This is a genomic window from Iamia sp. SCSIO 61187 (assembly GCF_019443745.1).
GTDB lineage: Bacteria > Actinomycetota > Acidimicrobiia > Acidimicrobiales > Iamiaceae > Iamia.
On sequence record NZ_CP050948.1, the window covers coordinates 4,933,976 to 4,960,289 of the forward strand.

At 76.1% G+C, this 26,314-nt stretch carries 22 protein-coding genes; 15 read left to right on the forward strand and 7 right to left on the reverse strand.

Annotation, left to right across the window (positions count from 1 at the left end):
• Positions 1–75: 75 nt before the first annotated feature.
• The 3 genes from HC251_RS23830 to HC251_RS23840 all read left to right on the forward strand — a co-directional run bounded on the left by HC251_RS23830 (position 76) and on the right by HC251_RS23840 (position 5,560).
• The gene (locus HC251_RS23830; protein ID WP_219943109.1) at positions 76–2,778 is read left to right on the forward strand and encodes a hypothetical protein; all 2,703 of its coding nucleotides are present in this window, start codon (positions 76–78) and stop codon (positions 2,776–2,778) included.
• Positions 2,779–2,950: 172 nt separating this feature from the next.
• Positions 2,951–4,162: a PLP-dependent aminotransferase family protein gene (locus HC251_RS23835; RefSeq protein WP_219943110.1), complete on the forward strand. Its 1,212-nt coding sequence runs from the start codon at positions 2,951–2,953 to the stop codon at positions 4,160–4,162.
• 57 nt (positions 4,163–4,219) lie between these two features.
• Complete coding sequence (locus HC251_RS23840) at positions 4,220–5,560, forward strand: cytochrome P450 (protein ID WP_219943111.1); 1,341 nt, start codon at positions 4,220–4,222, stop codon at positions 5,558–5,560.
• A 36-nt stretch (positions 5,561–5,596) separates the two neighbouring features.
• Here the strand turns inward: HC251_RS23840 and HC251_RS23845 are convergent, their stop codons facing one another.
• Positions 5,597–6,436 carry an SDR family NAD(P)-dependent oxidoreductase gene (locus HC251_RS23845; protein ID WP_219943112.1) on the reverse strand — a complete coding sequence of 280 codons (840 nt, stop codon included), beginning with the start codon at positions 6,434–6,436 and terminating at the stop codon, positions 5,597–5,599.
• 33 nt (positions 6,437–6,469) lie between these two features.
• Here HC251_RS23845 and HC251_RS23850 point away from each other — a divergent pair, with 33 nt between their 5' ends.
• Positions 6,470–7,585 carry a winged helix DNA-binding domain-containing protein gene (locus HC251_RS23850; RefSeq protein ID WP_219943113.1) on the forward strand — a complete coding sequence of 372 codons (1,116 nt, stop codon included), beginning with the start codon at positions 6,470–6,472 and terminating at the stop codon, positions 7,583–7,585.
• A gap of 12 nt (positions 7,586–7,597) precedes the next feature.
• Here HC251_RS23850 and HC251_RS23855 read toward each other — a convergent pair whose 3' ends face one another.
• A complete protein-coding gene (locus tag HC251_RS23855; protein ID WP_219943114.1) occupies positions 7,598–8,299 on the reverse strand; it encodes a 2-phosphosulfolactate phosphatase in 702 nt (233 codons plus the stop codon).
• Positions 8,300–8,333: 34 nt separating this feature from the next.
• Between HC251_RS23855 and HC251_RS23860 the strand changes: the two genes are divergently transcribed.
• Positions 8,334–8,624 (forward strand): UBP-type zinc finger domain-containing protein, encoded by a 291-nt coding sequence (locus HC251_RS23860; protein ID WP_219943115.1) that lies wholly within the window; start codon positions 8,334–8,336, stop codon positions 8,622–8,624.
• Between the two features lie 81 nt (positions 8,625–8,705).
• Here the strand turns inward: HC251_RS23860 and HC251_RS23865 are convergent, their stop codons facing one another.
• Positions 8,706–9,128 carry a hypothetical protein gene (locus tag HC251_RS23865; protein ID WP_219943116.1) on the reverse strand — a complete coding sequence of 141 codons (423 nt, stop codon included), beginning with the start codon at positions 9,126–9,128 and terminating at the stop codon, positions 8,706–8,708.
• Positions 9,129–9,256: 128 nt separating this feature from the next.
• On the opposite strand from HC251_RS23865, the gene HC251_RS23870 reads away from it, so the two are divergent.
• The 5 genes from HC251_RS23870 to HC251_RS23890 all read left to right on the forward strand — a co-directional run bounded on the left by HC251_RS23870 (position 9,257) and on the right by HC251_RS23890 (position 15,261).
• Complete coding sequence (locus HC251_RS23870) at positions 9,257–10,822, forward strand: long-chain-fatty-acid--CoA ligase (RefSeq protein ID WP_219943117.1); 1,566 nt, start codon at positions 9,257–9,259, stop codon at positions 10,820–10,822.
• 176 nt (positions 10,823–10,998) lie between these two features.
• Positions 10,999–11,376 (forward strand): hypothetical protein, encoded by a 378-nt coding sequence (locus tag HC251_RS23875; protein ID WP_219943118.1) that lies wholly within the window; start codon positions 10,999–11,001, stop codon positions 11,374–11,376.
• Between the two features lie 75 nt (positions 11,377–11,451).
• A complete protein-coding gene (locus HC251_RS23880) occupies positions 11,452–12,420 on the forward strand; it encodes a patatin-like phospholipase family protein (RefSeq protein ID WP_219943119.1) in 969 nt (322 codons plus the stop codon).
• 122 nt (positions 12,421–12,542) lie between these two features.
• Complete coding sequence (gene dinB / locus HC251_RS23885; RefSeq protein ID WP_370651321.1) at positions 12,543–13,739, forward strand: DNA polymerase IV; 1,197 nt, start codon at positions 12,543–12,545, stop codon at positions 13,737–13,739.
• Positions 13,740–13,866: 127 nt separating this feature from the next.
• The gene (locus HC251_RS23890; protein ID WP_219943121.1) at positions 13,867–15,261 is read left to right on the forward strand and encodes an alkaline phosphatase PhoX; all 1,395 of its coding nucleotides are present in this window, start codon (positions 13,867–13,869) and stop codon (positions 15,259–15,261) included.
• An 84-nt stretch (positions 15,262–15,345) separates the two neighbouring features.
• Here HC251_RS23890 and HC251_RS23895 read toward each other — a convergent pair whose 3' ends face one another.
• Positions 15,346–16,203, reverse strand: a complete 858-nt coding sequence (locus HC251_RS23895; RefSeq protein ID WP_219943122.1) for an ABC transporter permease — start codon at positions 16,201–16,203, stop codon at positions 15,346–15,348.
• The gene (locus HC251_RS23900) at positions 16,200–17,273 is read right to left on the reverse strand and encodes an ATP-binding cassette domain-containing protein (RefSeq protein ID WP_219943123.1); all 1,074 of its coding nucleotides are present in this window, start codon (positions 17,271–17,273) and stop codon (positions 16,200–16,202) included. The genes HC251_RS23895 and HC251_RS23900 overlap by 4 nt, the downstream gene beginning before the upstream one ends.
• A 150-nt stretch (positions 17,274–17,423) precedes the next feature.
• On the opposite strand from HC251_RS23900, the gene HC251_RS23905 reads away from it, so the two are divergent.
• Positions 17,424–20,654 (forward strand): AAA family ATPase, encoded by a 3,231-nt coding sequence (locus tag HC251_RS23905; RefSeq protein ID WP_219943124.1) that lies wholly within the window; start codon positions 17,424–17,426, stop codon positions 20,652–20,654.
• Positions 20,651–21,757 (forward strand): FAD-binding oxidoreductase, encoded by a 1,107-nt coding sequence (locus HC251_RS23910; RefSeq protein ID WP_219943125.1) that lies wholly within the window; start codon positions 20,651–20,653, stop codon positions 21,755–21,757. The genes HC251_RS23905 and HC251_RS23910 overlap by 4 nt, the downstream gene beginning before the upstream one ends.
• Positions 21,758–21,952: 195 nt before the next feature.
• Here the strand turns inward: HC251_RS23910 and HC251_RS23915 are convergent, their stop codons facing one another.
• Positions 21,953–22,891 carry an AraC family transcriptional regulator gene (locus tag HC251_RS23915; protein WP_219943126.1) on the reverse strand — a complete coding sequence of 313 codons (939 nt, stop codon included), beginning with the start codon at positions 22,889–22,891 and terminating at the stop codon, positions 21,953–21,955.
• An 82-nt stretch (positions 22,892–22,973) separates the two neighbouring features.
• Here HC251_RS23915 and HC251_RS23920 point away from each other — a divergent pair, with 82 nt between their 5' ends.
• Together HC251_RS23920 and HC251_RS23925 are read left to right on the forward strand one after the other, a co-directional pair.
• Positions 22,974–23,846 (forward strand): NAD(P)H-binding protein, encoded by an 873-nt coding sequence (locus tag HC251_RS23920; protein WP_219943127.1) that lies wholly within the window; start codon positions 22,974–22,976, stop codon positions 23,844–23,846.
• Positions 23,847–23,928: 82 nt separating this feature from the next.
• Positions 23,929–24,303 carry a VOC family protein gene (locus tag HC251_RS23925; RefSeq protein WP_255566542.1) on the forward strand — a complete coding sequence of 125 codons (375 nt, stop codon included), beginning with the start codon at positions 23,929–23,931 and terminating at the stop codon, positions 24,301–24,303.
• Positions 24,304–24,315: 12 nt separating this feature from the next.
• On the opposite strand, the gene HC251_RS23930 is transcribed toward HC251_RS23925, so the two are convergent.
• The gene (locus tag HC251_RS23930) at positions 24,316–25,554 is read right to left on the reverse strand and encodes a hypothetical protein (RefSeq protein WP_219943128.1); all 1,239 of its coding nucleotides are present in this window, start codon (positions 25,552–25,554) and stop codon (positions 24,316–24,318) included.
• Between the two features lie 87 nt (positions 25,555–25,641).
• Between HC251_RS23930 and HC251_RS23935 the strand changes: the two genes are divergently transcribed.
• Positions 25,642–26,313: a TetR family transcriptional regulator gene (locus HC251_RS23935; RefSeq protein WP_219943129.1), complete on the forward strand. Its 672-nt coding sequence runs from the start codon at positions 25,642–25,644 to the stop codon at positions 26,311–26,313.
• The last annotated feature ends 1 nt before the right edge of the window (position 26,314 follow it).

Below are 26,314 nucleotides of genomic sequence, written 5' to 3' on the forward strand. Positions count from 1 at the left end.
ACACCCCCGTGACCCCCACCGGGTTTACACGACCCCGGGATGCGCCGCCCGTGGCCAGCGGTAGCGTCCGCCGTCGTGCGTCCCGGACCCCTCGCCCCCGCCGACACGACCCCTGCGGTCCTCGCCGACTGGTTGGTCGCCGAGACCGTCGGCATCGTCGAGGCCCTCCACGAGGCGGTCCTGCCCGGGTGGCGGGTGCCCCGCGCCTACGCCGGCCACGAGGTGGCCGCCGACGTGCGGGCCGACGTGTGCTTCACCCTCCACCACCTGGCCGAGGCCGGCGTGACGACGGTGGCCGGTGAGGACCTCGACGAGGTCCTGGTGCGGCTGCTGGGGGGCGTCGACGGGTCCTCGACGCACACGTTCTTCTCGTACCGGATCGCCGAGACGTTGCTGCGCCACGGGCCCTTCGCCGACAACCCGTTGGCGGCGGCCCTGACCGACGCCCAGCGCGCCGAGCTCGTCACCGCCGTCGACAGCTCCGACTGGGCGGAGCTGCTCGACACCGGCGTCCTCCCCCGCAACTACGCCGGCGTCCTCTCCCGCTGCGCCCTGGGCCAGCTCCGCCTCGGGCTGGTCGACGACGACGCCACCCTCGACCGGCTGGTGGCCCGGCTGGCCGGCGTGCTGGGCGAGAACCGCCACGGCGCCCTCGACGACTCCAACGACCGCATCGGCCGCTACGACATCTACACCGCGGACGTCTGGCTCTTCGTCCAGCCCCTCGCCGACCGCCTCGGCCCGCTGTGGGGCGAGGGCCTGCAGAAGGCCCTGGCCCTGGTCCGCACCGTCGGCGCCCGGGACGGCTCCGCCGTCGCCTGGGGGCGGTCGGTCGGCGACCTGTCGGCCGCCCTGACGCTCGAGCTGGCGGCGGTCGCCCTGGCCGACGGGCACGACCCGGGCCACGAGGCGCTCTGGCTGCGCCGGGCCGTCGACGCCGCCACCACCCTGCGCGCCGCCTTCGGGTCCGACGGGGTGAGCACGGCCCACCGGTGGCGCAGCCAGGACGGCTACCGGGGCCCGGCCCGGCGCCTCCAGCTCACCTTCGACCTGCTGGGGAAGCTGGGGTACGCGGCCGAGGCCCTCCGGCGGGTGCCCACCGCTCTGACCGACCTCCGTCCCGCGCCGGTGGCCGAGGCCTACCCGGCCGGCGACCGCTGGGTCCCGTTTGAGGACGACCGGCCCGCGGGCGCGTGGGCCGTCCGCCGCCCCGGCGCCGACCTGGTGGTGCCGTTCGTGGGGACCACCCGCAGCCACTACCTGCCGGCACCGCACCAGCCCGGCACGTGGGAGGTGCCCATCGACCGGGACCTGCCGTGCTGGACCCCGCTGGTCACCGCCGGTTTCGGCCGCTACACCGCCGGTGGCCTGCCGGCGACGCTCACCCACGCCGACGGGTCGGTCACGGCGACGTGGGACGCCCTGCCCGTGTCGGGCCGCGGACTGGACGGTGACGCCACCGGACCGCCGCTCGACGCCACCCGCACGGCCAGGTTCTCGCTCGAGGGCCGAGCCCTCGTCCTCGACGACCGGCTGACCTTCGCCGAGACGCCCCGCTCGGTGAGCCTGGCCGTCCCCGAGCCCGCCGGGCGCCGGCTCCGGGTCGAGTGGGAGTGCGCCACCCCGCACGCCACCACCGCCATCGAGACCGAGGGGCTGGCCGAGTGGCGCTCGCCCGGCGGCGAGATCGGCCGGGTCCACCAGATCGACCTCGACCCGGCCCCCGAGCTGGCCTACCGGGTGCGGGTCACGCCCCACCTCCGGGTCGCCAGCACCGAGCCCCAGCACCACTACGACCGGTCGCTGCGCCGGCCGCTGCGGGACCGGGTCACGACACCGGCGTCGGTCCCGGTCGGGTGGCGGGCGGACCCCACCCACCTGCTCCGCGACACCGACCTGCTCCACCTCCACTGGCCCGAGTGGGTCGCGTTCGACGACCTCGCCGAGCACCGGCGGCTGATCGCCGAGCTGGCCGACGCCGACGTCCCCGTGGTGTGGACGGCCCACAACCTCACCCCCCACGAGAAGCGCCCCGAGGTCTACGACGGCATCTACCAGGAGTGGGCGACGGCGGTCGCCGCCGTGATCCACCACTCGGCCTGGGGCGAGCGGGTGATGCGCGCCCGCTACGCCTTCGGGCCCGACGCGCGCCACGTCGTGATCCCCCACGGGCACTTCGGCGGGCTGTGGGAGCGGCACCTCCCGGACCGGGCCGAGGCCGAGCGTCGCCTGGGCCTGCCCCCGCTGCCCGCCGGCGGCGTGCGCATCGGCGTCGTCGGTGCGCCGCGCGCCGAGAAGCCGGTGCCGGTCGTGCTCGACGCCGTCGCCGCCAGCGAGCGCGACGACGTCCAGCTCTGCTGCTGGTCGCTCGGACCCGACGACGTCGTCCCCGACGATCCCCGGATCGTCGTGGCCGAGCCCTACCGGCAGGTCGACCCGGCCGCCTACGCCACCCGGCTGGCCGCGTGCGACGTGCTGGCCCTGGTCTTCGACCCCGACGGCGAGATGCTGGCCACCGGCGCCGCCGCCGACGCCACCGGGGTGGGCCTGCCCGCCCTCCGCTCCGACTGGCCCTACCTGGCCGAGGCGCTCGGCGCCGGCGGGATCCCGTGCGGGCACACGGTCGCCTCGGTGGCGGCGGCGATCGACGGGCTGACCCCGGAGGTCGTGGCCGCGGCCCGGGCCGGGGCCGAGCGCCGCCGGGCCGAGATCGGCTGGGACGTCCTCGCCGACCCCCTGGTGGAGCTCTACGAGCGCGTCGTCCAGCGCCTCCCGTAGGACGCGTCGCCGCATCCCGACGCGCCCCGGGCGCAGCCCCGCCCCACCACCGCGCCAAGACGGCCTCGGCCGGGACGGGCGGGGGCCGCCCGGGCCACGCCCCGGGGTCGCGGGCCAAGGGCGGTGGATTGGCCCTCGCTCCCGGGGGTCCGTTGGGGCACCCTGGTCGGCCATGCCCGAGCCCCTGGCCCACCCGGCCGACCCCTCGCCCTCGCCGGGCGCCGGCCCGGCCGGGCCCATCGCCTTGTCGCAGCGGGCCCAGGGGGTGCGGTCCTCGGCCATCCGAGACCTGCTCAAGCTGACCGAGCAGCCCGGCATCCTCTCCCTGGCCGGCGGGCTCCCGGCCCCCGAGTCGTTCCCGACCGGCGCCCTGGCCGAGGCGGCGGCATCGGCCCTGGCCGACCCGGCGACGGTCCAGTACACGACCACCGAGGGCCTGCCCGCCCTCCGGGAGTGGATCGCCGCCCGGTGCGACGCCGACGTCGGGCCCGACGACGTGCTCGTCACCACCGGCTCGCAGCAGGCGCTCGACCTGATCGTCCGATCGCTGTGCGACCCGGGCGACACGGTCGCCGCCGACTGCCCCGGCTACCTCGGGGCCCTCCAGGTCCTGCAGGCCGGCGGCTGCCGGGTGCTCCCGGTGACGGTGGACGAGGACGGCCTCGACCCCGAGGCCCTCGCCGCCCTGCTCGAGGCGGGGGAGCGGCCCCGGCTCGTCTACACCTGCCCCTCGCTCCAGAACCCGACGGGCACGACCCTGCCCGTCGCCCGCCGCCGGCGCCTGGCCGAGCTCGCCGACCGGTACGGATTCGTCATCGTCGAGGACGACCCCTACAGCTCCCTGCGCTGGGCCGGCACCCAGCCCCCGGCGATGGTCACCATGACGGACCGCGCCGTGTGGCTGTCGACGTTCTCCAAGACGCTCGCCCCCGGGCTGCGGCTGGGGTGGATGGTCGGACCTCCCGAGCTGCGGGGGGCGGCGACGCGCCTGAAGCAGTCCGCCGACCTGCACACCCCGACGCTGTCGCAGCACCTCGCCGTCGACCTGGTGACCCGGCCGGGGTGGTTCGCCGCCCACCTCGCCGGCCTCGTCCCCCGCTACCAGGAGCGGGCCGGCGCCCTGGCCGCCGCCCTCCGGGACCAGCTGGGCGACCGGGCGACCTTCGTCGAGCCCGAGGGCGGGATGTTCCTGTGGCTCGAGCTGCCCGGCGTCGACACCGACGCCCTGCTCCCCCGGGCGGTCGAGCACGGCGTGGCCTTCGTCCCCGGGTCGGTGTTCCACGTCGACGGCGGCGGCCACTCGGCGCTGCGGGTCTCGTTCGCCACCCTGGCGCCCGATGCCCTGGCCGAGGCCACCGCCCGCCTCGCCCGCGCCCTGACCTGACCACCGCTGGTCGGCGCCGGGCGAGCACGGCGGGGCGGCGGTCGCGAGGATGGGGGGATGGGACCAGCGACGCGGTCACTGCCCGGTCCCGGGCTGGTCGAGTCGGTGCGACTGCTGCCGACGATGGTGCGCTCGCCGTACCCGGCGCTCGAGGACCTCCACGCCCGGTACGGGCCGATCGTGCGGGTGGGCCGGGGGCCGTACTCCTACGTCTTCGTGTTCGGGCCCGAGGCCCACGAGATGCTGATGGCCGGGCGGACCGAGTCCTTCCGCTGGCGGGAGGCGCTGGCGCTGCTCATCGCCGTGGACGGCGACACGGCCCTGATCGTCAGCGACGGCGACGACCACCGCCGCCGCCGGCTGGTGCAGCCCGCCTTCGGGGTCCGCCGGGTCGAGGGCTACCTGCCGACGATCGTCGAGGAGGTCGGCCTGGTGGTCGACGGCTGGGGCGACGGGGCCACCACCGACGTGGCCGAGGACCTCCGCCGCGGGGTCCGGCGCATCGTCATCCGGTCGCTCTTCGGCGACCACCTGCGCGACCGGGCCGACGAGATCGGCGAGCACCTCCAGGTGGCGATCGACTACGTCAACCGCTCACCGGTCGCCCGCTTCGACCACGACTGGCCGGGCACGCCCTACCGCCGGGCCATGCGGGCCCGGCGCCACGTCGACGAGATCATCTACGCCGAGATCGAGGCCCGGCGGGCGACGCCGGACGACCGGGGCGACGTCCTGTCCGCCCTGCTGGCCGCCCAGGAGGACGGCGACCACCCGCTCACCGACGAGGAGGTGCGGGACCAGGTCGTCAGCCTGATCGCCGCCGGCTACGACACGACCAGCGCCGGAGTCGCCTGGACCGTCCACGCCACCTTCTCCCGGCCGGAGGCGCGCGACCGGGCCCGGGCCGAGATCGACGAGGTGGTCGGCGACGAGCCGCTGACCGTCGGCCACCTGGCGGCCCTGCCCTACGTCGGCGGGATCGTCTCGGAGCCCCTGCGCCTGTGGCCGCCGGGCGCCTTCGGGGCCCGCTACGCGATCGAGGACGTCCCGTTCGCCGGCCACCTCATCCCGGCGGGCAGCACCGTCGCCTTCTCGCAGTACGTGTCCCACCGCGACGGCGACCTGTGGCCCGACGCCCTCCGCTTCGACCCGGAGCGCTGGGTGCCGGGGTCGCCCACGGCCCACGAGCCGGTGCCGTACTCCTACGTGCCCTTCGGCGGTGGCTACCGCCGCTGCATCGGCTTCGCCCTCGCCACCCAGGAGATCAAGGCGGCGCTGGTGGAGCTGCTGCGACGGGTCGACATCACCCCGCTCGACCCCGAGCCCGAACCGACCGGCATCGCCACGCTGTCGCCCAAGGGCGGGGTCCGGGCGACGGTCCGCCGGCGGCCGCGGTAGCTGGGCGACGGCCCGACCCAGCTGGAGGGCGGACCGTCAGCCGACGCGGGCGGACTGGCCACCGTCGACGGGGATCACGACGCCGGTGATGAAGCGGGCCTCGTCCGAGGCGAGGAACAGGGCGGCGTGGGCGACGTCCCAGGCCGAGCCCTGGCGACCGAGCGGCACCAGGCCGGCCCGCAGCTCGGCGTAGGCGGTGCGGTCGGCGTCGAGCGAGCGGGCCGGCTCGTCGACGCCCATCGGCGTGTCGATGAACCCCGGCATGATGGCGTTGGCCCGCACGCCGTGCTTGGCGTTGGTGAGCGCGAGGTTCTGGGTGAGGGCGTTCACGCCCGCCTTCGACAGCTTGTAGGCGGTGAGGTTCCCGGCGGCGGCGATGGCGGCGAGCGACGAGATGTTCACGATGGCGCCGTTGCCGCTGGCGCGCAGGGCGGGGACGGCGGCCCGGCAGGTCCGCCACATGGCCCGCAGGTTCACGTCCATGATCCGGTCGTAGGCGTCGTCGGCCAGGTGGTGGGGCGGACCGTCGCCCAGGCCCACCCCGACGTTGTTGTGGAGCACCTCGATGCGCCCGAAGGCCTCGAGGGCGGCGGCGACGATGCGGTCGGGCCCGTCGTCGGAGGCGACGTCGACCACCGACGTCGCCACCTCGACGCCCTCGGCCCGGGCCATCTCCGCCGTCTCGCCCAGCGAGGCCTCGTCCCGGTCGACGAGGAGCAGCGGCGCCCCCTGGCGGGCGAAGGTGACGGCGGTGGCCCGGCCGTTGCCGATGGTCTCGCCGGCGGTCTGCCCGGCCCCGACCACCACCGCCACCCGGTCCTGGAGGCGCCCGCCGTCGACGGGAGCGGGACCGGGGGCGTCGGAGGCGGTGGTCATGGCCCGAACCTAGGCCGGCCTACCCTCGCCTCCGTGGAGGCGGTGCTCACCCGGCGCGACCTGAACCGGGCCACGCTGGCCCGCCAGCACCTGCTCGAGCGGACGACCCGCTCGGCGGTCGACGTCGTGTCCCACCTGGCCGGGATGCAGGCCCAGGCCCAGGCCCCGTTCCCGCCCTACTTCGGGCTGTGGAGCCGCGTCGACGGCTTCACCGCGGAGGAGCTGGTCGACCTGCTCGAGAGCCGCACGGTCGTGCGGTGCAGCCTGCAGCGGGGCACCGTCCACCTCGTCACCGCCGCCGATGCCCTGTGGCTGCGGCCCCTCCTCGCCCCGCTCTACGAGCGGTTCGTGCGGGTGAGCCCGGCCACGGCCGGCCGCCTCGACGGCGTGGACCTCGACGCCCTGGCCGCGGCCGGCCGCACGCTGCTCGACGACGACCCGCTGACCCTCGCCGAGTTCGGTCGGGCCCTCGCCCCGACGTGGCCCGACCGGGACCCCCGGGCCCTGGGCCACGCCGTGCCCCTGCTGACCCCCCTGGTGCAGGTGCCGCCGCGGGCCCTGTGGGGACGGTCCGGGCCGCCCCGGCTGGCCCCGCTCGAGACGTGGGTCGGAGCACCGCTCGACCCGGACCTGGCGGTCGACGACCTCGTGCTCCGCTACCTGGCGGCCTTCGGCCCGGCCTCGGTGCTCGACGCCCAGAGGTGGGCGGGCCTGGCGTTCCTCGGCGAGACCTTCGAGCGGCTGCGACCCCGGCTCGTGACCTTCCGCGACGAGGACGGCCGCGAGCTGTTCGACCTCCCCGACGCCCCCCGACCCGGCGGTGACGCCGGCGCACCGATCCGGCTCGTCGCCGCCTACGACGACCTCCTCCTCGGCCACGCCGACCGCACCCGGATCTACGACGTCGAGCACCAGCGGCGGCTGATCCCGGTCAACGCCGTCATCCCCGCCACCGTCCTGGTCGACGGCTTCGTCGACGGGACCTGGACGTGGGCCGCCACCCGATCCCGGGCCGAGGTCACCATCACCCCGTTCTCCCTCTGGCCCCGGAGGGTCCGGGCCGACGTCGAGGCCGAGGCCCGCCACCTCCTGGCCCGGGCCGCCCCCGAGGTCCCGGCCCACGAGGTGCACGTCACCGAGCCCGCCTGATCGCCCCGCCGGCTACGGCCGGACCGCCTGGAGGCGGAGCCCGTCGGCGTCCCGGGTCACCTCCATGGCGAACGGGAACCGGTCGACGGCGATGGCGAGGTCGATGTCGGTCGGGTCGACGTGGTCGGCGCCCAGGGCCAGGGTGCGGGCGGCCTCGTCGGTGCCGGCCACGACCCGGGCCACGGCGGCCGGGTCGGGGGCGAGGCCGAGGCGGACGGCCTCGATGTGCTCGGCGGTGGCCAGGTCGTCGGTCCCCGGACGATCGGCCCGGTCGTCGAAGCGGCCGGTGATCACGTAGGTCGGTGCCCCCAGCCCGGAGGCCTCCACCGCGGCGGCGGTGGCCGAGGCGCAGACCAGCGAGGCGCACCACAGCCGGTCGGCCGCTCCGGCCGCGACCACGCCCTGGGTCCCGGCCGAGGTGCGCTGGACCACCCGGCCGTCGAGGTCGGCCGCCGCCGCCAGGGCCGGCGAGTTGGGCAGGGCGAACCCGTCGGGGCGCAGGCCGCCCATCTCGCCCATGGCCACCGACCCGGGGTGGGCGGCGACGAAGGCCAGGGCGTCGTCGACGCCGGCGACGAGGTAGATCGCCCGGGCGCCGGCCCCGAAGGCGTAGGCCGCGGTCGTGAAGGCGCGGATCACGTCCACGGCCACGACCGCCCCCGTCACCCCGACGACCTCGGCCGTGCTCACGTACCTGGCGCCGTCCCCTCCCACGGCGGGCACCGTAGGGCGGCGGTACCGTCGGGCGATGGCCGATTGCACGCACCTCGACACCATCACGGGGGCCTCGCCGAGCGACGACGGGTGCACCGACTGCCTGCGGACCGGGGACCACTGGGTCCACCTGCGGCGCTGCGCCCAGTGCGGCCACGTCGGGTGCTGCGACTCCTCGCCCAACCGGCACGCCACCGCCCACCACGCCGCCACCCGCCACCCCCTCGTCCAGTCCTTCGAGCCCGGCGAGGACTGGTACTGGTGCTACGAGGACGAGGTCGGCTTCGAGCTCGACGGCGAGGCCCCGAGCCCCTCCCACCCCTGAGCACGGATGGTGCCAGGCACCTTCCGTGGTGCGCCACGGATGGTGCCAGGCACCTTCCGTGGTGCGGTCTCGGGGACGGGGTCAGCGGCGGCGGAGGGCCCAGACCTGGAGGGCGGCGAAGCCGGCGACGGTGACGGCCTGGAGGACGGTCCAGGCCGTGCCGACGCCGTTGGCGTCGAGGGCGTCGGTGGCGGCGACGACCAGGCTGGCCCCGACCCAGGCGGCGTTGGCCAGCGCCAGCTCGCGGACGGCGCCGCCGGGGACGGGCCGGCGGGTCGCCACCACGGCCACGACGGCGGCGAAGGCCACGAGGAACGCCCCGATCGGGCGGAGGGCCCCGACCGAGACGCCGAGGACGCCGTCGAGCAGCGAGGCCCCGGCCAGGTAGGCCACGCCGTTGGCGCCGGTGACGGCGGCGTCGACCAGGAGCACCCGACGCAGGACGAGGTCGTCGGCGGCGGGGCGGGTCGTGGACGGGGCGGGGGTGGTGATGGCGGTGGTCATGGGGACGACGATCGCCCTCCGCGGGAGCGAAGGCGATGACCTGCCGGGTAGCGAGGCACCGGAGCGGGCCCCGACGTGCTGCAATGGCGCCCAGCCCGTGACCACCGCCACACCAGGAGCGCACCACCATGGCCCCCGCCGAGATCGCCAGCCTCGCCGACATCGTCCGCGTCCACGGGGCCCAGGTCCCCGACAAGCCCGCGCTCGAGGTGGGCGAGCGCAGCGTCACCTTCGGCGAGCTCGACGCCCGCTCCAGCCAGGCGGCCCAGGCCTTCCTGGCCGCGGGGGTCGGCTTCGGCGACCGGGTCGCCTTCATCGAGAAGAACAGCGCCGAGTTCTTCGAGGTCACCTTCGGCCTGGCCAAGATCGGCGCCGTGTGCGTGGCCGTCAACTGGCGGCTGGCCCCGCCCGAGATGCAGCAGATCATCGAGGACGCCCAGGCCGAGGTCGTCATCGTCGGGCCCGACTTCTTCGGCGCCGTCGAGGCGATCGAGGACCAGCTCGCCCGGGTCCAGACGGTCGTCGCCATCGGCGGTCACGACCGCTGGCCGTCGTTCGAGGATTGGATCTCGTCCCACCCGGCCGAGGACCCGGCCGTCGAGACGTCCGGCGACGACGTCGCCTTCCAGCTCTACACGTCGGGGACCACGGGCCTGCCCAAGGGCGTGATGCTCAAGAACGACAACTTCTTCGGGGCCATCTCGGGCACGGCGGACATGTGGCGCTTCACCCCCGACAGCGTGAACCTGGCGATGATGCCGACGTTCCACATCGCCGGCGCCGGTTGGGGCATGGTCGGGCTCTACTTCGGCTGCACGAACGTCGTGATGCGCGACATCGACCCCGCCGCCATCCTCGAGGCCATCCCCGAGCACGGGATCACCAACGCCTTCATGGTCCCGGTGGTCATCCAGTTCCTGCTCATCACGCCCGGGGTGGAGGAGACCGACTTCAGCAGCCTCCGGGCCATCGTCTACGGCGCGTCCCCCATCACCGACGACGTGCTGATCAAGGGCATCGAGCGCTTCGGGTGCGAGTTCATCCAGGTGTACGGGCTGACCGAGACGACCGGCGCCATCACCCAGCTCGACGGCGTCGACCACGACCCCGAGAACCGCCCCGAGCTGCTGCGCTCGTGCGGCAAGCCCTACCCGTGGGTCGAGCTGCGGGTGGTCGACGGCAAGGGCAACGACGTGAAGACGGGCGAGGTCGGCGAGCTGTGGACCCGGTCGGGCCAGAACATGGTCGGCTACTGGAACAACCCCGAGGCGACCGCCGAGGCCGTCACCCCCGACGGGTGGTTCAAGACCGGTGACGCCGGCTACCTCGACGAGGACGGCTTCGTGTACCTGCACGACCGGGTGAAGGACATGATCGTCTCGGGCGGCGAGAACGTGTACCCGGCCGAGGTCGAGAACGCCCTCATGACCCACCCCGACGTCGCCGACGTGGCCGTCATCGGCGTCCCCGACGACCGGTGGGGCGAGGCGGTCAAGGCCATCGTGGTGCCCGCCGCCGACGCCGAGCCGAGCGAGGATGACCTCATCGCCCACACCCGCGAGCGCCTGGCCGGGTTCAAGCTCCCCAAGTCGGTCGACTTCGCCACCGAGCTGCCCCGCAACCCCAGCGGGAAGCTGCTCAAGCGCGAGCTGCGCGAGCCCTACTGGGAGGGCGTCGACCGCCGGGTCGGCTGAGGGGCGGCACCGCCGTCGCTCCCCGACGGAACGTGCCAGGCACCGTCCGTCGGCCGACCGCGGGGACCGCTCCCCGGGGCAGTTGCGTAGGGACCACTCAGGACAGGGCCCCCCGATCGGGTGACCATCCTCCGGCGGCCACGGAGGCCGCGCCCGGGCGAAAGGAACCCCGAACGATGCGACGTGGACTTGCGTGGATGCTGGCCCTGACCCTCCTGGTCGGAGGGGCGGCGGCCTGCGGTGACGACGACGACGGCGGCGACGACGCCGCGACCGAGGAGGGCGGCGGCGCGGCCGACGACGGCGGCGGCGGCGAGGAGGGCGGCAACGCCGCCATCCAGGAGTACTGCGACGCCGTGCAGGAGGTCGTCGACAAGAGCGCCGAGCTCCAGGACGACCCGACCAACGCCGACCTCCAGGCCGAGGTGACCGAGCTCACCACCGAGCTGGGCCAGCAGGCCCAGGAGCTGGCCGCCGAGGCGGCGGGCTTCACCGCCGAGGAGGCCGCCCAGTTCGAGGGCTGCCAGACGGACTTCAGCGGCATCGGCGGCTGATCCGCCCTCCCCGAGGACCGCTCCCGCCCCGCCCGTGGTGCGGGGGCGGGTCCTCGGCGGTCGTAGCCTGGCCCGATGAGCGCTCCGCGGGTCGGCCTGGTGCTGGGCGCAGGGGGCACCGTCGGAGGCGCCTTCCACTCGGGGGTGCTGGCCGCCCTGGCCGAGGCCACCGGCTGGGACCCGCGCACGGCGCAGGTGATCGTGGGGACCTCGGCCGGCTCGATCACCGGGACCGGCCTCCGGGCCGGGCTGAGCGCCGCCGACGGCTACGCCCGCAACACCGGCGGCCGCGTCTCCCCCGAGGGCGCCCGCCTGCTGGCCGCCGTCAGCGGCGGGGGGCGGCGCGGGGGCTTCGACCGCACCGGGTCCCGGCGGCTCCGCCCGGCCCGGGCCATGGCCGCCACCCTGGCCGGGGCGGCGGTGCGCCCGCTGGCCGCCCGCCCGGCGGCGGTGCTCGCCGGACTGGCCCCCGACGGCGTCGTCGGCACCGACATGATCTCCGGTGGGGTCGACGCCCTCACCCAGGGCCGGTGGCCCGCCGACCCGCTGTGGATCTGCGCCGTCCGCCAGCGCGACGGGCGGCGCGTCGTCTTCGGGCGTGACGCCCGACCACCGCTGCCCGCCGCGGTGGCGGCGTCGTGCGCCATCCCGTCGTTCTTCGCCCCCGTCGACGTGGACGGCGAGGCCTACATCGACGGCGGCGCCCACTCGCCCACCAACGCCGACGTGCTCCGCCACGAGGAGCTCGACCTGGTCGTGGTGGTGTCGCCCATGTCGATCGCCGGGCGGGGGCTGCGCCTCGCCCCGGACCAGCTGCCCCGGCGGTGGGCGCGCGCCCGCCTCGACGGCGAGGCCCGGCGCCTGCGCCGCCGCGGCGTCCCGCTGCTCGCCTTCCAGCCCACGGCCGAGGACGCCGCCGTCATGGCCGGCAACGCCCTCGACCCGGCCAAGGCCGGGCCCGTCGCCCGGGCCGCCCGGGCCTCGACCCTGCGGCGCCTCGAGCGCCCCGACGTCCTCGACCGGGTCGACCGCCTGGTCTCGTAGGCGCCGCCCCCGCCGCGCCCGCTCCCCGCGTCGAGCTCGGTGGCCGATGTCGGACGCGCGTCGCCCACCTGCTACCGGGAACGGCCGAGGAGGGTGACAACGGTGCGGCGGTGTGCGAACGTGTGTTCGTGGCCGGACGGAGGGCGTCGATCCTGCACGCCGACCTCGACGCCTTCTACGCGTCGGTCGAGCAGCGCGACGACCCCAGCCTGCGCGGCCGGCCCGTCCTCGTCGGCGGCGGGGTCGTGCTGGCGGCCAGCTACGAGGCCAAGGCCCGGGGCGTCAAGACCGCGATGGGGGGCCGCCAGGCCCTGCGGCTGTGCCCCGACGCCGTGGTCGTCTCCCCCCGGTTCTCGGCCTACGTCGAGGCCAGCCGGGCCGTGTTCGCCGTGTTCGAGGACACCACGCCGCTGGTCGAGGGGCTCTCGATCGACGAGGCCTTCCTCGACGTCGGCGGCCTCGGGCGCATCGCCGGCCCGCCCCCCGAGATCGCGGCGCGCCTGCGCCGCGAGGTCCTCGACCGGGTGGGGCTGCGGATCACCGTCGGCGTGGCCCGGACCAAGTTCCTCGCCAAGGTGGCCAGCGGGGTGGCCAAGCCCGACGGCCTGCTGGTCGTCGACCCCGACCGGGAGCGCGAGTTCCTCCATCCCCTGCCCGTCGGGCGCCTGTGGGGCGTGGGCCCCATCACCGCCGAGAAGCTGGCCGAGCGGGGCATCCGCACCGTCCGCGACGTGGCCGGGGTGGGCGAGGCCGGGCTCGTCGCCATCGTCGGCGGGGGCACGGGGCGCCACCTCCACGCCCTGGCCCACGGGCGCGACCCCCGGCCGGTCGAGCGGGGGAGGCGGCGCCGGTCGATCGGGTCGCAGAGCGCCTTCGGCCGTCGGCCCCAGACCCCGGCCGAGCTCGACACCCGGCTCGTCGGCCTCGTCGACCGGGTCGCCCGTCGGCTGCGGGGCGCCGGGCGGGTGGGGCGCACGGTGACCCTGCGCCTGCGGTTCGCGGACTACACCCGGGCCACCCGGTCCCGCTCCCTGCCGCAGGCCACCGACCGCACCGAGGACCTGCTGGCCACGGCCCGGGCCCTGCTGGCCAAGGCCCAGCCGCTCATCGAGGAGCGGGGCATCACCCTCGTCGGCGTGGCCATCGGCAACCTGGCCGACAACCCGCCGGTGCAGATGCCGCTCCCGTTCGGGCGGGTCGACACCGCCGCCCTCGACAGCGCCGTGGACCACGTGCGCGACACCTTCGGCAAGACCGCCGTCACCCGCACCGTCCTCCTGGGCCGGGACGCCTGGGAGGTGCCGATGCTCCCCGACTGACGTCGCGACGGCCACCGCACCGAACCGACGCCTCGCCGTCGCCCGCTCGCCACGTGGGCCCCGGGAGGCGTTCACCTGCCCTCCGTACGGTCCGGTCGTCCCCTCGACCCCCCACGGAGGATCCACCGTGACCGACACCTCAGACCGCCTCGAGCGGCGATCGTTCCTCAAGACGGCGGCCGGCGTCGGCGCCGGCCTCGCCCTGGCCGGGCCCTTCTCGGCCCTCGGCGCCCAGGTCGCCGGCGCCGCGCCGGGCGGCCGCCCGGGCCACCCCGGCCGTCCCGGTCGACCCCGGCGCGACGCGGGCTACGGCGAGCTGCGGCCGGTGCGCGACCAGACCACCGGCCTCGAGCTGATCAAGCTGCCCCGGGGGTTCGAGTACCTGACCTTCGGTTGGGCCGGCGACGTGATGTCCGACGGCACGCCCACCCCGAGCAACCACGACGGGATGGCCGCCTTCCGCCGCCGCGGCCGGGTGCACATCGTCCGCAACCACGAGAAGGGCACCGGCACCCCCTTCGCCCCCAGCGGGTCGGTCTACGACCCGACGGCGTCGGGGGGCACCACGACCCTGGTGTTCGACCCCGACTCCGGCCGGCTGGTCGAGGACTACGCCAGCCTCAGCGGCACCATCCGCAACTGCGCCGGCGGCCCGACCCCGGCCGGCACCTGGCTCAGCTGCGAAGAGACCACCCAGGTCAACCCGGACGGCACCCGCCACGGCTACGTGTTCGAGGTCCCGTCCCGCGGGCTGGCCGACGCCACCCCCATCCGGGGCATGGGCCGCTTCTCGCACGAGGCCACCGCAACCGACCCCGCCACCGGCATCGTCTACGAGACCGAGGACAACGGCACCTCGGCCCTCTACCGGTACGTGCCCGTCGACCCCGCCGACCTGCTCGCGGGCGGCCGCCTCGAGGCCATGGCCCTCGATGGCACGACCGACACGGCGGGGTGGACGACGGGGACGTCGGCGACGGCCCGGTGGGTCACCGTCGACCAGCCCGACTGGGGCCCCGGCGAGGCGAGCTGCTGGCAGCAGGCCTCGGCCAAGGGCGCGGCCCGCATCGTCCGGGGCGAGGGCGCCTGGTTCGGCAACGGCGTCATCTACGTCATCTCGACCAGCGGCGGCCCCGCCGGCCAGGGCCAGGTCTTCGCCTACGACCCGGCCGCCTCGACCTTCACATGCGTGCTCGCGTCGCCGTCGGCCGACGTCCTGAACGCCCCCGACAACGTGACGGTCAGCCCGCGCGGCGGGCTCGTCCTCTGCGAGGACGGGAGCGGCCGGGAGTACCTGCACGGGCTGACCCCCGACGGCGACATCTTCCCCTTCGCCGAGAACAACGCCGTCCTCACGCCGGAGCTCCGGGACGCCAAGGGCTACGGCAGCACCGACTACACGGGCAGCGAGTGGGCCGGGGCGACCTTCGAGCCCAAGAGCGGCAACTGGCTCTTCGTGTGCCTCCAGAGCCCGGGCATCACCTTCGCCATCACCGGCCCCTGGCGGCGGGGACCGCTCTGATCCGAGCGCCGGCGCGGCTCCGCCCCGGGACCACGCTGTCCCGGGGCGGAGCTGGAGCGGAGGCCGCGGCGGCCGGAGCCGGTCTCAGCCCTGGCGGCCGTAGGTCCGCATGGTGAGCGGGCCGAAGACCCCGAGGAAGACGGCGGAGGCGACGGCCACCCAGCCGAGGTCGGCGGCCTGCGCCGACCCGGCCATCAGGCCGCGGACGGCGTCGACCACGAGGGTCACCGGGTTGACCTCGACCACGCCCTGGAGCCAGCCCGGCATCGTCGCCGGGTCGACGAAGATGTTGCTGGCGAAGCTCAGCGGGAACAGGAACATCATCGAGACGCCCATGACCGCCTTCTCGGTCTCGAGCTTCATGCCGAGGAAGGTCCAGGCCCACGACAGCGAGAAGGCGAAGACCAGCAGGACGGCCACGCCGCCCAGCACGCCGAGGACGCCACCGTCGGGCCGGAAGCCCAGGATGATGCCCAGCGTCAAGATGACGGTGGAGGCGATGGCGTAGCGGATGGCGTCGCCGAGCAGGGCGCCGACCACGGCCGCCGGCCGCCACGAGGGCAGCGAGCGGAAGCGGTCCGACACGCCCTTGGCCATGTCGTTGTTGAGCCCGACGCCGGTGTACATCGTGATCATGATCACGGTGGACACCAGGATCCCGGGCACGAAGGTCTGCACGTACTCCGAGACCGATCCGCCCAGCGCCCCGCCGAACAGGTAGGTGAACAGCAGCAGCATCATCGCCGGGAACATGGTCACGTCGAAGAGCTGCTCGGGGACGTGCTTGATCTTGAGGACGGCCCGCCACCCGTGGGTGATGCTGGCCGAGAGGGGGCCGGGGCGGGCGGGCCGCTCGCCGGTGGCGAGCACGGCGAGGACGGACGCCTCGCTGACCCGAGCGCTCTCGGTGTGGGCGATGGTGGTGGTGTCGATCGCGCTCATGCTGCGTCCTCGTCGATGTCGGTCTCGGGGGTGGCGGGGTGGTCGGTCAGGGCCAGGAAGACCTCGTCGAGGCTGGGCTGGCCCAGGCTCATCTCGCTGACGGCGATGCCGGCCCGGGACAGCTCGATCAGGCCCTCGGCGACCTTCTCGGGGTCCTCGAGCCGGGCCGAGACGGCGGCGGGGTCGGCCTCGACGGTGACCTCGACGCCGAGCGCCTCGGTCAGCACCCGGACGGCGGCGAAGCGCTGCTCGGGGTCGGCGACCCGGACGTGGAGGCTGCCACCGCCGACCGACGCCTTGAGCTGGCCCGGCGTGCCCTCGGCGATGACCCTCCCCCGGTCGATCACGGCGATGCGGTCGGCCAGCTGGTCGGCCTCGTCGAGGTACTGGGTGGTGAGCAGGACGGTGGTCCCGCCGGCCACGAGGGCCCGGATGATGTCCCACACCTGGTTGCGGCTGCGGGGGTCGAGACCGGTGGTGGGCTCGTCGAGGAAGAGGATGTCGGGCGTGACGACCAGGCTGGCGGCGATGTCGAGACGGCGGCGCATGCCGCCGGAGTAGTGCTTGACCTGCTTGTCGGCCGCCGCGGTCAGGCCGAAGGCGGAGATGAGCTCGTCGGCCCGCACCCGGGCCTGGCGGCGCTTGAGCCCGAGGAGCAGGCCGAGCAGGACCATGTTCTCGAACCCGGTGAGGTCCTCGTCCAGGCTGGCGAACTGGCCGGTGAGGCTGACCCGGCTGCGCACGGCGTCGGCGTCGTGGACGACGTCGTCGCCCATCAGCCGGGCCTCGCCGCCGTCGGGGACCGACAGGGTGGCCAGCATCCGCAGGGTCGTCGTCTTGCCGGCGCCGTTGGGGCCGAGGACGCCGTAGACGCCGCCGGTCGGGACGGTCAGGTCGAGCCCGTCGACGGCCACGGTGTCGCCGAAGCGCTTGACCAGGCCCCGGGCCTCGATGGCCGGGGGACCATCGGGGTCGGTGCCGGCGAAGCCGGCTCGTCCAGGGTGGCGGGTGGGGTCGGAGGACGTGGCGGCCGCCTCGGCGGCCGGGGGGGTCTCGGTCGGCGTGGTCATGCCCCAGGGGCGCCAGATCCCGTCTGGCACCCCGCCAGCAGCACGCCGGGCCGGGCGGTCTCGGCCGGCGAGCGCAGCCGAAGGGGCCCAGGGGCGTGTCCCCGGGCGGGCCGCCAGAGCGCGTCGCTCGCCGGTCGTAGGCTCCGACCCATGGCGTCGGCGCTGGTGGGTCGGGACCAGCCCGCACGCGTGCTGGAGGCCGAGGTGGCCCGCACGCTCACCAGCCACGGCGGGCTCGTCCTGGTGGCGGGGGAGGCGGGGATCGGCAAGTCGGCGCTGGTGGCCGGGGCCGTGGCCGCCGCCCGCGCCGGCGGGGCCCTGGTCGCCATGGGCGCCTGCTGGGACCGGGAGGGGGCGCCGGACCACTGGCCGTGGGTGCAGGTCACCCGGGCCCTGGCCCGCAGCGCCCGCCCCGAGACGTGGGAGGAGGCCCGGCGCGAGGCCGGCGGCGAGCTGTCCGTCCTGCTCGGCGGGGGCGCCACCGGCCTCGGCGGGCCGACGGGTGACGAGTTCGGCCTCCACGACGCTGTCACCACCCTGCTCGTCGCCCTGGCCCGCGACCAGCCCCTCGTCGTCGTGCTCGAGGACCTCCACTGGGCCGACCCGGCCAGCCTGCGCCTGGTCGAGTTCGTCGCCCGCCATGGCTGGTACGAGCGCCTGCTGCTGGTCGGCACCTACCGCGACGTCGAGGTCGACACCGCCGACCACCCGCTGGCGGCGGGGATCGCCGCCCTCACGGCCAAGGCCACCACCGTCACCCTCACCGGGCTGGACCGCGACGAGGTCGGCGCCCTGGTCGCCACCACGACCGGCCGCACCCCACCCGCCGAGGTGGTCGACGACCTGCACCGGCGCACCGGCGGCAACCCCCTCTTCGTCGAGCAGACGGCCCGCCTCTGGCTGAGCCGGGGCACCGCCGACACGGTGCCGCCCGGCGTGCGCGACGTGGTGGCGCACCGGCTCGACCTCCTCCCCGCCCCGACCCGGTACGCCCTCGCCACCCTGGCGCTGCTGGGCCACCGGGTGGCCCGCCCGGTGGTGGCCGCCGCCCTCGCCTGCCCGGTCGACAACCTCGACGCCGCCCTGGCGGAGGCCGTCGCCGCCCGCCTGGTGGTGCCGGTGGAGGACGACGTCGCCTTCGTCCACGACCTCGTGCGGGAGGCCCTCGTGGCCGGCCTGCCCGACGACGTGGCCGCCGCCCGCCACGCGGACCTCGTCGGGGTGCTGTCGGATCCGGCCCTCGACCCGCTGGTGCGACCGGGCGACCGGGCGCACCACGCCCACCGGGCGGGGACCGCCCTCGACCTCGAGCGCCGGCTCGCCCTGCTCCGGGCGGCGGCGTCCGACGCCTCCGACCGCATGGCGCCCGACGAGGCCGCCGGCCACCTCCGGCGGGCCCTGGCCATCACCCCCGACGACCGCCCCCGCGAGCGGACCTTCACCCTGGTCGAGCTGGGCTGGGTCCTGATGCGCCTGGGCGAGACCGACCAGGCCCAGGCCCTGTTCGAGGAGGCGACCCGGATCGCCGTGGCCCTCGACGACGCCAGCCTGCTGACGCGGGCGGCGCTCAGCCTGCGGGCCGCGGTCTGGTTGGTGGCCGACGAGAAGAGCCAGCTGACCGCGACCGAGATGGTCGACGAGGCCCACCGCCGGCTCGTCGTCGAGGCCGGCCGGCCCAGCGCGGCCACCACCTCCTGGGAGCGCGAGCAGGAGCTGACCGAGAGGGCCGTCGAGATGTGCCGGTCGTCGGGCGATGATCGGGCCCTCTGGGACGCCCTGTCGGTGCGTCACGACGCCATCTGGACGCCGGGCCGGGCCGACGAGCGGCTGGCCGTGGTCGACGAGATGGTGGAGGTGGCCCGCCGCAACGGGGCCGACGGCAACCTCGTCGAGGCCCAGCACCTGCGGTTCCTCGACCTGGTCGAGGCCGGCGACCCCGCCGCCCGGGAGGCGCACGTGCAGGTCCAGGCCGTGGCCCGCCGGCTGGGCTCGGCCTGGTCCCGCTCGCTCGCCCGCTGGGACGACGCCCAGCTGGCGCTGCTGGAGGGCCGCTTCGACGACGCCCGGGCCGCGCTCGACGAGACCGAGGCCATCGACTCCCGGGCCCGGGATGGCCGCGACGACCTGTCCAGCCTCGTGGTCCAGGTGCGCTGGGCGATCGAGCTCCAGCAGGGCCGCGACGACGCGGTCGACGCCCTGCTCACCCGGGCCGACGAGATCCACCCCCACCCCGAGCTGCTGCGCGCCGTGACCGCCGTCGAGCGCGGCGACGCCGAGCGCGCCGCCCGCACCGTCACCGAGCTGCGGGGGACCCCGGCCGAGCCGGGGCGGTGGTTCACCCCGCTGTGGCTGCGGCTCCAGGCCCAGGTGGCGGCAACGACCGGCGACACCGACCTGGCCTCGGCGCTGGCCGCGGAGCTGCGCCCGGTGCTGGCCTCGCTGGCCGGCCAGTGGGTGCTGATGGCCCAGGGCGCGGTCGACGGGCCCTTCGACCTGTGGGCCGGGCTGGTCGAGGCCGCCCAGGGCGACCTCGAGGCCGCCGAGGTCCGCCTGGCCGCAGCATCGGTCTCGGCCGAGGGGCTGGGGGCCGAGGCGTGGGCCGTCCGGAGCCGGGCCCACCTGCTCGACCTGCGGCGCCGCCGGGGCGAGGACCCGGCCCAGCTCGCCGACGAGCTCGACGCGGTGCGCACGGCCGCCCGGACCCTGGGCCTCGCCCGCGTCGTCGACCAGCTCGGCGCGCCCGGCCGCGCCCCGGCGGCCGACCGGGAGCCGACGGCGACACCGGCGGCGGCGCCCGCCGCACCCGAGGCCCCCCGCCCCACCGAGACCGGGGCCGAGGCCGTCTTCCGGCGCGCCGGCGACGTCTGGGAGCTCACCTTCGCCGGGTCCACCGTCCACGTGCCCGACGCCAAGGGCATCCGGGACCTCCACGTGCTGCTGGGCCGCCCGGGCATGGGCGTCCGGGCCGTCGACCTCCTCGACCCCGAGGCCGGGGCCGTGGGCCGGGCGGCCCGGTCGATGGGGGGCGACGAGGTGCTCGACGAACGGGCCAAGGCCGCCTACCGCACCCGGCTGACCCAGCTCGACGAGGAGATCGACGCCGCCCTGGCCCGGAGCGCCGACGGGCGGGCGGCCGAGCTCGACCGGGAGCGGGCCGCCCTCATCGAGGAGCTGCGCCGGGCGACGGGCCTCGGCGGACGCTCGCGCCGCCTGGGTGACGACGCCGAGCGGGCCCGCAAGGCCGTGCGGGAGCGGATCCGGGACACGATCCGCCGGCTCGACGCCGTCCACCCCGCCCTCGCCGCCCACCTCCGGGACGCGGTGCGGACCGGGGCCACGTGCTCCTACGAGCCCGCCGAGCCGGTGTCCTGGGCGCGGTGACCCGGGTCGTCGTCGTGGGCGGCGGGATCGCCGGGGTGTCGGTCGCGGCCGAGCTGGCCATCGACGCCGAGGTGACGCTGCTCGAGGCCGAGGCCGCCCTGGCCCACCACACCACCGGCCGGTCGGCGGCCATGTACCTCCCCGGGTACGGCAACGAGGTGGTGCGGGCGCTCACCCGGGCCAGCCGGGCGGACCACGACGCCTTGGCGGCCGAGGCCGGCACGCCGATCCTCACGCCCCGAGCGACCATGTGGGTCGCCGGCCCCGACGAGGTCGACGGGCTCGACGCCCTGGCCGCCGAGAACGACGTCGTCCGTCGCATCGACGGCGCCGACGTGCTCGCCCGGTGCCCGGTCCTGCGGGCCGACCGCGTCGCCGGTGGGGTGGTCGACGACGGCGGCTCCGAGATCGACGTCGGCGTGCTGCACCAGGCCTACGTCCGCCGCCTGTCCGCGGCCGGGGGGACGATCGAGCGGGGCGCCCGGGTGACCTCGGTGGCCCGCACCTCCCGCGGCTGGACCGTCGGCGCCGGCGACCGGACCTGGACCGCCGACGTCCTCGTCGACGCCGCCGGAGCCTGGGCCGACGCCGTGGCGGGGCTCGCCGGCCTGCACCCGATCGGGCTTCAGCCCCTGCGCCGGACGCTCTTCACCAGCCCGGTCGCCACCGACGTCGCCCCCGGCCCGCTGGTGGTCGACGTCCACGAGCGCTGGTACTTCCGGATCGACGCCGGCATCGCCCTCATCTCGCCCGCCGACGAGACGCCGTCGCCGCCGTGCGACGCCCGCCCCGAGGAGATCGACGTGGCCCGGGCCCTGGAGGCGGTCGACGCCATCACGACGCTCGGCCTGCGGTCGGTCCGCAGCGCCTGGGCCGGGCTGCGGACCTTCGCCCCCGACCGCTCCCCCGTCGCCGGCCCCGCGCCCGAGGACCCCACCTTCGTCTGGAGCGCGGGCCAGGGGGGCTACGGCATCCAGATGGCCCCCGCCCTAGCCCGGTCGGTCGCCGGCCTGGTCCGCACCGGCACCCTCCCGGCCGACGTGGCCGCCGCCGGCCTCACCCCCGCCGACCTGTCCCCCGCCCGCCTCCTCCCGGGGTTCTGAGCCAGGGATCGGCCACCGGTGACCGGCCTCTGGCTCAGAACCGACCGGCGTGCGACCCCTCCCGTTCTGAGCCAGGGATCGGCCATGGGCGACCGGCCTCTGGCTCAGAACCGACCGGCGTGCGACCCCTCCCGTTCTGAGGCAGGGATCGGCCATGGGTGACCGGCCTCTGGCTCAGAAGAGCCGCGGCTCCGCTCAGGCCGAGCGACGGTGCTGGCTCGGGGTCTGGCCCCGGACCCGGCGGAAGGCGGTGCTGAAGCTGAAGGCGTCGGCGTAGCCGACCCGGGCCGCCACCGCGGTGAGGTCGAGCCCGGGCTCGGCCCGCAGGGCGTCGGCGGCGAGGGCCATCCGCCAGCGGGTCAGGTGGGCCAGCGGGGGCTCGCCGACCCGCTCGCGGAACCGGCGGGCGAAGGCGGCCCGCGAGACGGCCGCCTCGGCGGCCAGGTCGGCCACGGTCCACCGCCGGGCCGGATCGGCGTGCATGGCGCTCAGCGCCGGGCCCACCATCGGGTCGGCCAGGGCCGTCGACCACGATGGCACCGCGGCCGCGGCCGACGACGCCAGCCAGGCCCGGATGCTGGCGAAGAGCAGCAGCTCCATCAGCCGGTCGACCACGACCTGCCCACCGGGCCGGTCGACCTGGGTCTCGGCCGCCAGCGCGGCCAGGACGGGCGCCACCAGCGGGTCGGGCGGGACCACCAGGAGCGGGGGCAGGTCCCGCTCGAGGAGGGTGAAGACCTCGCCGTGGGCCCGGTAGGCGCTGAGGATCACCGACCCCGACGCGTCCGGGTCGCCCCACGTCCGGGCCCCGGTGCGGTCCCGGCCGGCCACGTTCTCGCCGGTGACGGTGTCGTAGCAGTCCTCCTGGTCGACGATCCGCACCTCGGGCGGGGTGTCGGGGTGGTCGCCCATCTCCACCGGCACGCCTCCGCACGCCACGGCCACCGTCCCCTCCTCGAGGTGGACGGGCGCGCCGTCGCCGTGGCGGACCCACGCCTCGTCGCGGACGACGGCGACCAGCACGCACAGGTCGCCGGTGTCCATCCGGAGCCCCCAGGGGGCCTCGACCATCGACCGCCCGACCAGGGCGCTCTCGACCCGGACCGACGCCAGGGCGATGTCGAGCGCGTCCACCGGCCGGAGGGTAGACGCTCGCACAGGGATCCGCGCCTCTCAGCCATGGATCGTCCAGCGTCCGCGGCGCACCCTGGGATCCATGACCCCCGCACCCGCCCCCTCCGAGACCGACCCCACGGCCCCCGGCCCCACGCTCGTCCTCGGCGCCACGGGCAAGACCGGCCGCCGGGTCGCCGCCCGCCTGGAGGAGGGCGGCCACGCCGTCCGTCGCGCCTCCCGGCGCAGCCCCACCCGCTTCGACTGGGAGGACCCGACCACCTGGGCCCCCGCCCTCGACGGGGCCGGCGCCGTCTACGTCATCCCCCCCGAGCACCCGGGCACCGACATCGTTCCCTTCGTCGAGGCGATCGAGCGCTCGTCGGTCAGCCGCACCGTGCTCCTCTCGGCCCGCGGGCCGGAGCAGTCGGGCGATGGCCACCTCCCGGGGGTCGAGGCCGCCATCCGGGCGTCGGCGACACCGTGGACGATCCTCCAGCCGGCCTGGTTCGCCCAGAACTTCGACGACGGCGAGTTCGCCGCCGACATCGAGGCCGGCGAGCTCCGGCTGCCCGTGGGCGAGGGCCGCGAGCCGTTCATCGACGCCGACGACATCGCCGCTGTGGCCGTGGCCGCCCTCACCGAGCCCGGCCACGAGGGGCGGACCTACCCTCTCTCGGGCCCCGAGACCCTGACCTTCGCCGAGGCGGTGGCGACCGTCGCCACCGCCTCGGGCCGCGAGCTCCGCTTCGTGGCCGCCGACCCCGACGAGTGGGTCGCCGACCAGCGCTCCCACGGCGTGCCCGAGCCGATCGTCCAGATCCTCTCCAACCTCTTCACGGCCATCCGCACCGGGGTGAACGACCACGTGTCGACTGGAATGCAGGACGTGCTCGGACGACCTCCGACATCGCTGGCCACCTGGGCGGCGCACCGCTTCTCCCCGGCGGGGGACGCCGCGCCGGACCCGTCGTAGAACTGGCCACTTGGTGTCCACTTCACGCGCGCATGCTCGTCCGGTGCCGCAGGGAGCGGCCGCCGGATCCAGGAGGACCACCGTGGACATCACCCTCGAGCTCGTCGCCATCCCCGTCAGCGACGTCGACCGGGCCAAGGCCTTCTACGAGCAGGCCGGCTTCCACGCCGACCACGACCACACCGTCAGCGACGAGGTCCGCTTCGTGCAGATGACGCCCCCCGGCTCGGCCTGCTCGATCGCCTTCGGCCTCGGGCTCACCCAGATGGCCCCCGGGTCGCTCGACAACATGCAGGTCTGCGTGGACGACATCGAGGCGGCCCACGCCGCCCTCACCGAACGGGGCGTCGAGGTCAGCCCGGTCGAGGACTTCCCGTGGGGATCGTTCACCTACTTCGCCGACCCCGACGGCAACCGCTGGGCCGTCCAGCAGAAGGTGCCGCGCGACGCCGGGTGACGGGCGGGCCCGTCAGGCCGGCGGGCACTGCGGCCCGTCGGCCTCGAAGGCCGCCACCGTGCAGTAGCGCCCGTCGGGGGCGTAGGCGCCCATGCTGTCGCGGGCCAGGGCCCCGGGCTCGGCGTTGACGGCCGACTCGGCGAAGGCGGGGTCGGCCAGCATGTGGCGCAGGAGCAGCACGGCGTCGTGCTCGGTGCTGCCCCAGTCGACCCACGTCACCCCGGCCTCGGTCGTGGCGGTGGCGGGCCGGTCCTCGGGGGTGGAGATGACGAAGGTGAACCGGCCCTCGTCGTCGAGCACCACATCCTCGTCGGCCACGCAGTGGCTGACCGGGTACGGCTTGCGGTACTCGTTGGTGCACAGCGACCAGTACCGCACCTGTCCGTCGAGCCCGAACGTCGGCGCCCGTCCGGTCACGACGGCGACGACGCCGGGGCGGTGGGAGGCGATGGTGGCGATGTAGACGTTGTCGGGGTTGGGGAACAGGTTGGCCGTCCCCGTCTCGGGTCGGACGAAGATCGGCTGCGGCGGGGCCTCCCGATCGGTCGGCGGGCCGTTGGCCTCGGCCAGCTCGACCGCCCGCGGGCTGGCGGCGGGCTCGGCGCACGGGGGGACGGGCGTGCGGTCGCCGTCGGCGCCGACCACGGCGACCTCCGGCAGCGGCCCGCCGGCGGGGTCGTCGCCGGCGGCCAGGTAGACGCGGTAGATCACCGTGCCGGCCACGACGTCGTCGTCACCGACGCCCGAGCCGAGCACCCCGACCACCTCCGGCGGACCTTCGCCCTCCGGGAAGGTCGGGGCCGGGGCCCCGCCGCTGGCCTCGGGGGCGACGGCGCCCCGGCGGGCGGCCAGAACGTCGGGGGCCGACCCCGCGTCGGTCTGCGGCTCGTCGCGGGTGAGGCGCACCGTGTAGGTCCCGGGCGGGCCCTCGTCGCCGGCGAAGGGGTTGGCGCCGCCGGGGTCGGGGACGATGTCGCTGTCGGTCAGCACATCGATGGCGCCGCCGGCCGGGCCGTAGGTGATGAACGAGGCGTAGCGGGCGACGGGGTACGTCCCGGCCAGCTCGAGCTCCTCGCCGTCGGCGAGGGCGTAGCTGAGGGCCCAGTACGTGGCGGCGGTGTCGGGGTAGGCGACGTTCTGGGTGACCTCGTCGGCCCGCACCGGCCACGCGCAGACCTCGCCCTCGGCCGGGTCGGGCGCCGGCGAGGACGGGCCGGACGTCTGCTCGGCGTCGCCCCCGCACCCGACCACGGCGAGGACGAGGAGGGCGGCGCCGAGCGACAGGGCCCGGGGGCGGACGGGGGGCCGGACGGGCCGACCGCGGGGGTACCGTGCCCCGTGGCCGAGCGCAGCACCCGGGACGCCCTGCTCGAGGAGGGGGCCCTCCTGTTCGCCGAGCGGGGCATCTCCGGGGTCACGGCGAAGGAGCTCCACGCCGCCGCCGGGGCCCGCAACGCCTCGGCCCTCCACTACCACTTCGGGGGTCGCGACGGTCTGCTGGGCGCCATCATCACGGCCCACGTCGAGGCCGTCGAGCAGCGGCGGGCCCGTCTGGTCGCGGCGATCGAGGCCGCCGGCGAGGAGGGCGACCTGCGCGCCGTCGTGCGGGCCTTCGCCGCCCCCATGGCCGAGGACCTGGGCACCCCGCTGGGGCGGGCCCACCTGCGCCTCGTCGCCCAGGCCAGCCACCCGAGCCTGGCCTACCGCCGGGCGTTCCAGGTGACCGAGGCGCCGGCCGGCACCCAGGCCACCCGTTGGCTGGCGGCGGCCCTGCCGGACCTCCCCGAGCCGATCCGCAGGGAGCGGCTCGTGGCCCTGCGGGCCCAGCTGATCGGGCTCTTCGCCTTCCGGGCCACGCTGCTCGACGCCCGGCCGCCGGCCGAGGTGGTGGGCACCGACGAGGTCTTCCTCGAGACCCTGATCGACCTCCTGGTGGCCGGGCTCCGGGCGGCGCCGTCGGAGGAGGCGGTGGCCGCGGCGGCGGCGGAGAGGCGTCGTCACAAGGTCTAAT

Bases quoted from the DNA above. Each gene is read 5' to 3' on its own strand.
- HC251_RS23905 (WP_219943124.1), top strand. From the start codon at position 17,424: ATGGCGTCGGCGCTGGTGGGTCGGGACCAGCCCGCACGCGTGCTGGAG.
- HC251_RS23880 (WP_219943119.1), top strand. From the start codon at position 11,452: ATGAGCGCTCCGCGGGTCGGCCTGGTGCTGGGCGCAGGGGGCACCGTC.
- HC251_RS23900 (WP_219943123.1), bottom strand. From the start codon at position 17,273: ATGACCACGCCGACCGAGACCCCCCCGGCCGCCGAGGCGGCCGCCACG.
- HC251_RS23895 (WP_219943122.1), bottom strand. From the start codon at position 16,203: ATGAGCGCGATCGACACCACCACCATCGCCCACACCGAGAGCGCTCGG.
- HC251_RS23875 (WP_219943118.1), top strand. From the start codon at position 10,999: ATGCGACGTGGACTTGCGTGGATGCTGGCCCTGACCCTCCTGGTCGGA.
- HC251_RS23835 (WP_219943110.1), top strand. From the start codon at position 2,951: ATGCCCGAGCCCCTGGCCCACCCGGCCGACCCCTCGCCCTCGCCGGGC.
- HC251_RS23860 (WP_219943115.1), top strand. From the start codon at position 8,334: ATGGCCGATTGCACGCACCTCGACACCATCACGGGGGCCTCGCCGAGC.
- HC251_RS23865 (WP_219943116.1), bottom strand. From the start codon at position 9,128: ATGACCACCGCCATCACCACCCCCGCCCCGTCCACGACCCGCCCCGCC.
- HC251_RS23920 (WP_219943127.1), top strand. From the start codon at position 22,974: ATGACCCCCGCACCCGCCCCCTCCGAGACCGACCCCACGGCCCCCGGC.
- HC251_RS23870 (WP_219943117.1), top strand. From the start codon at position 9,257: ATGGCCCCCGCCGAGATCGCCAGCCTCGCCGACATCGTCCGCGTCCAC.
- HC251_RS23840 (WP_219943111.1), top strand. From the start codon at position 4,220: ATGGGACCAGCGACGCGGTCACTGCCCGGTCCCGGGCTGGTCGAGTCG.
- HC251_RS23845 (WP_219943112.1), bottom strand. From the start codon at position 6,436: ATGACCACCGCCTCCGACGCCCCCGGTCCCGCTCCCGTCGACGGCGGG.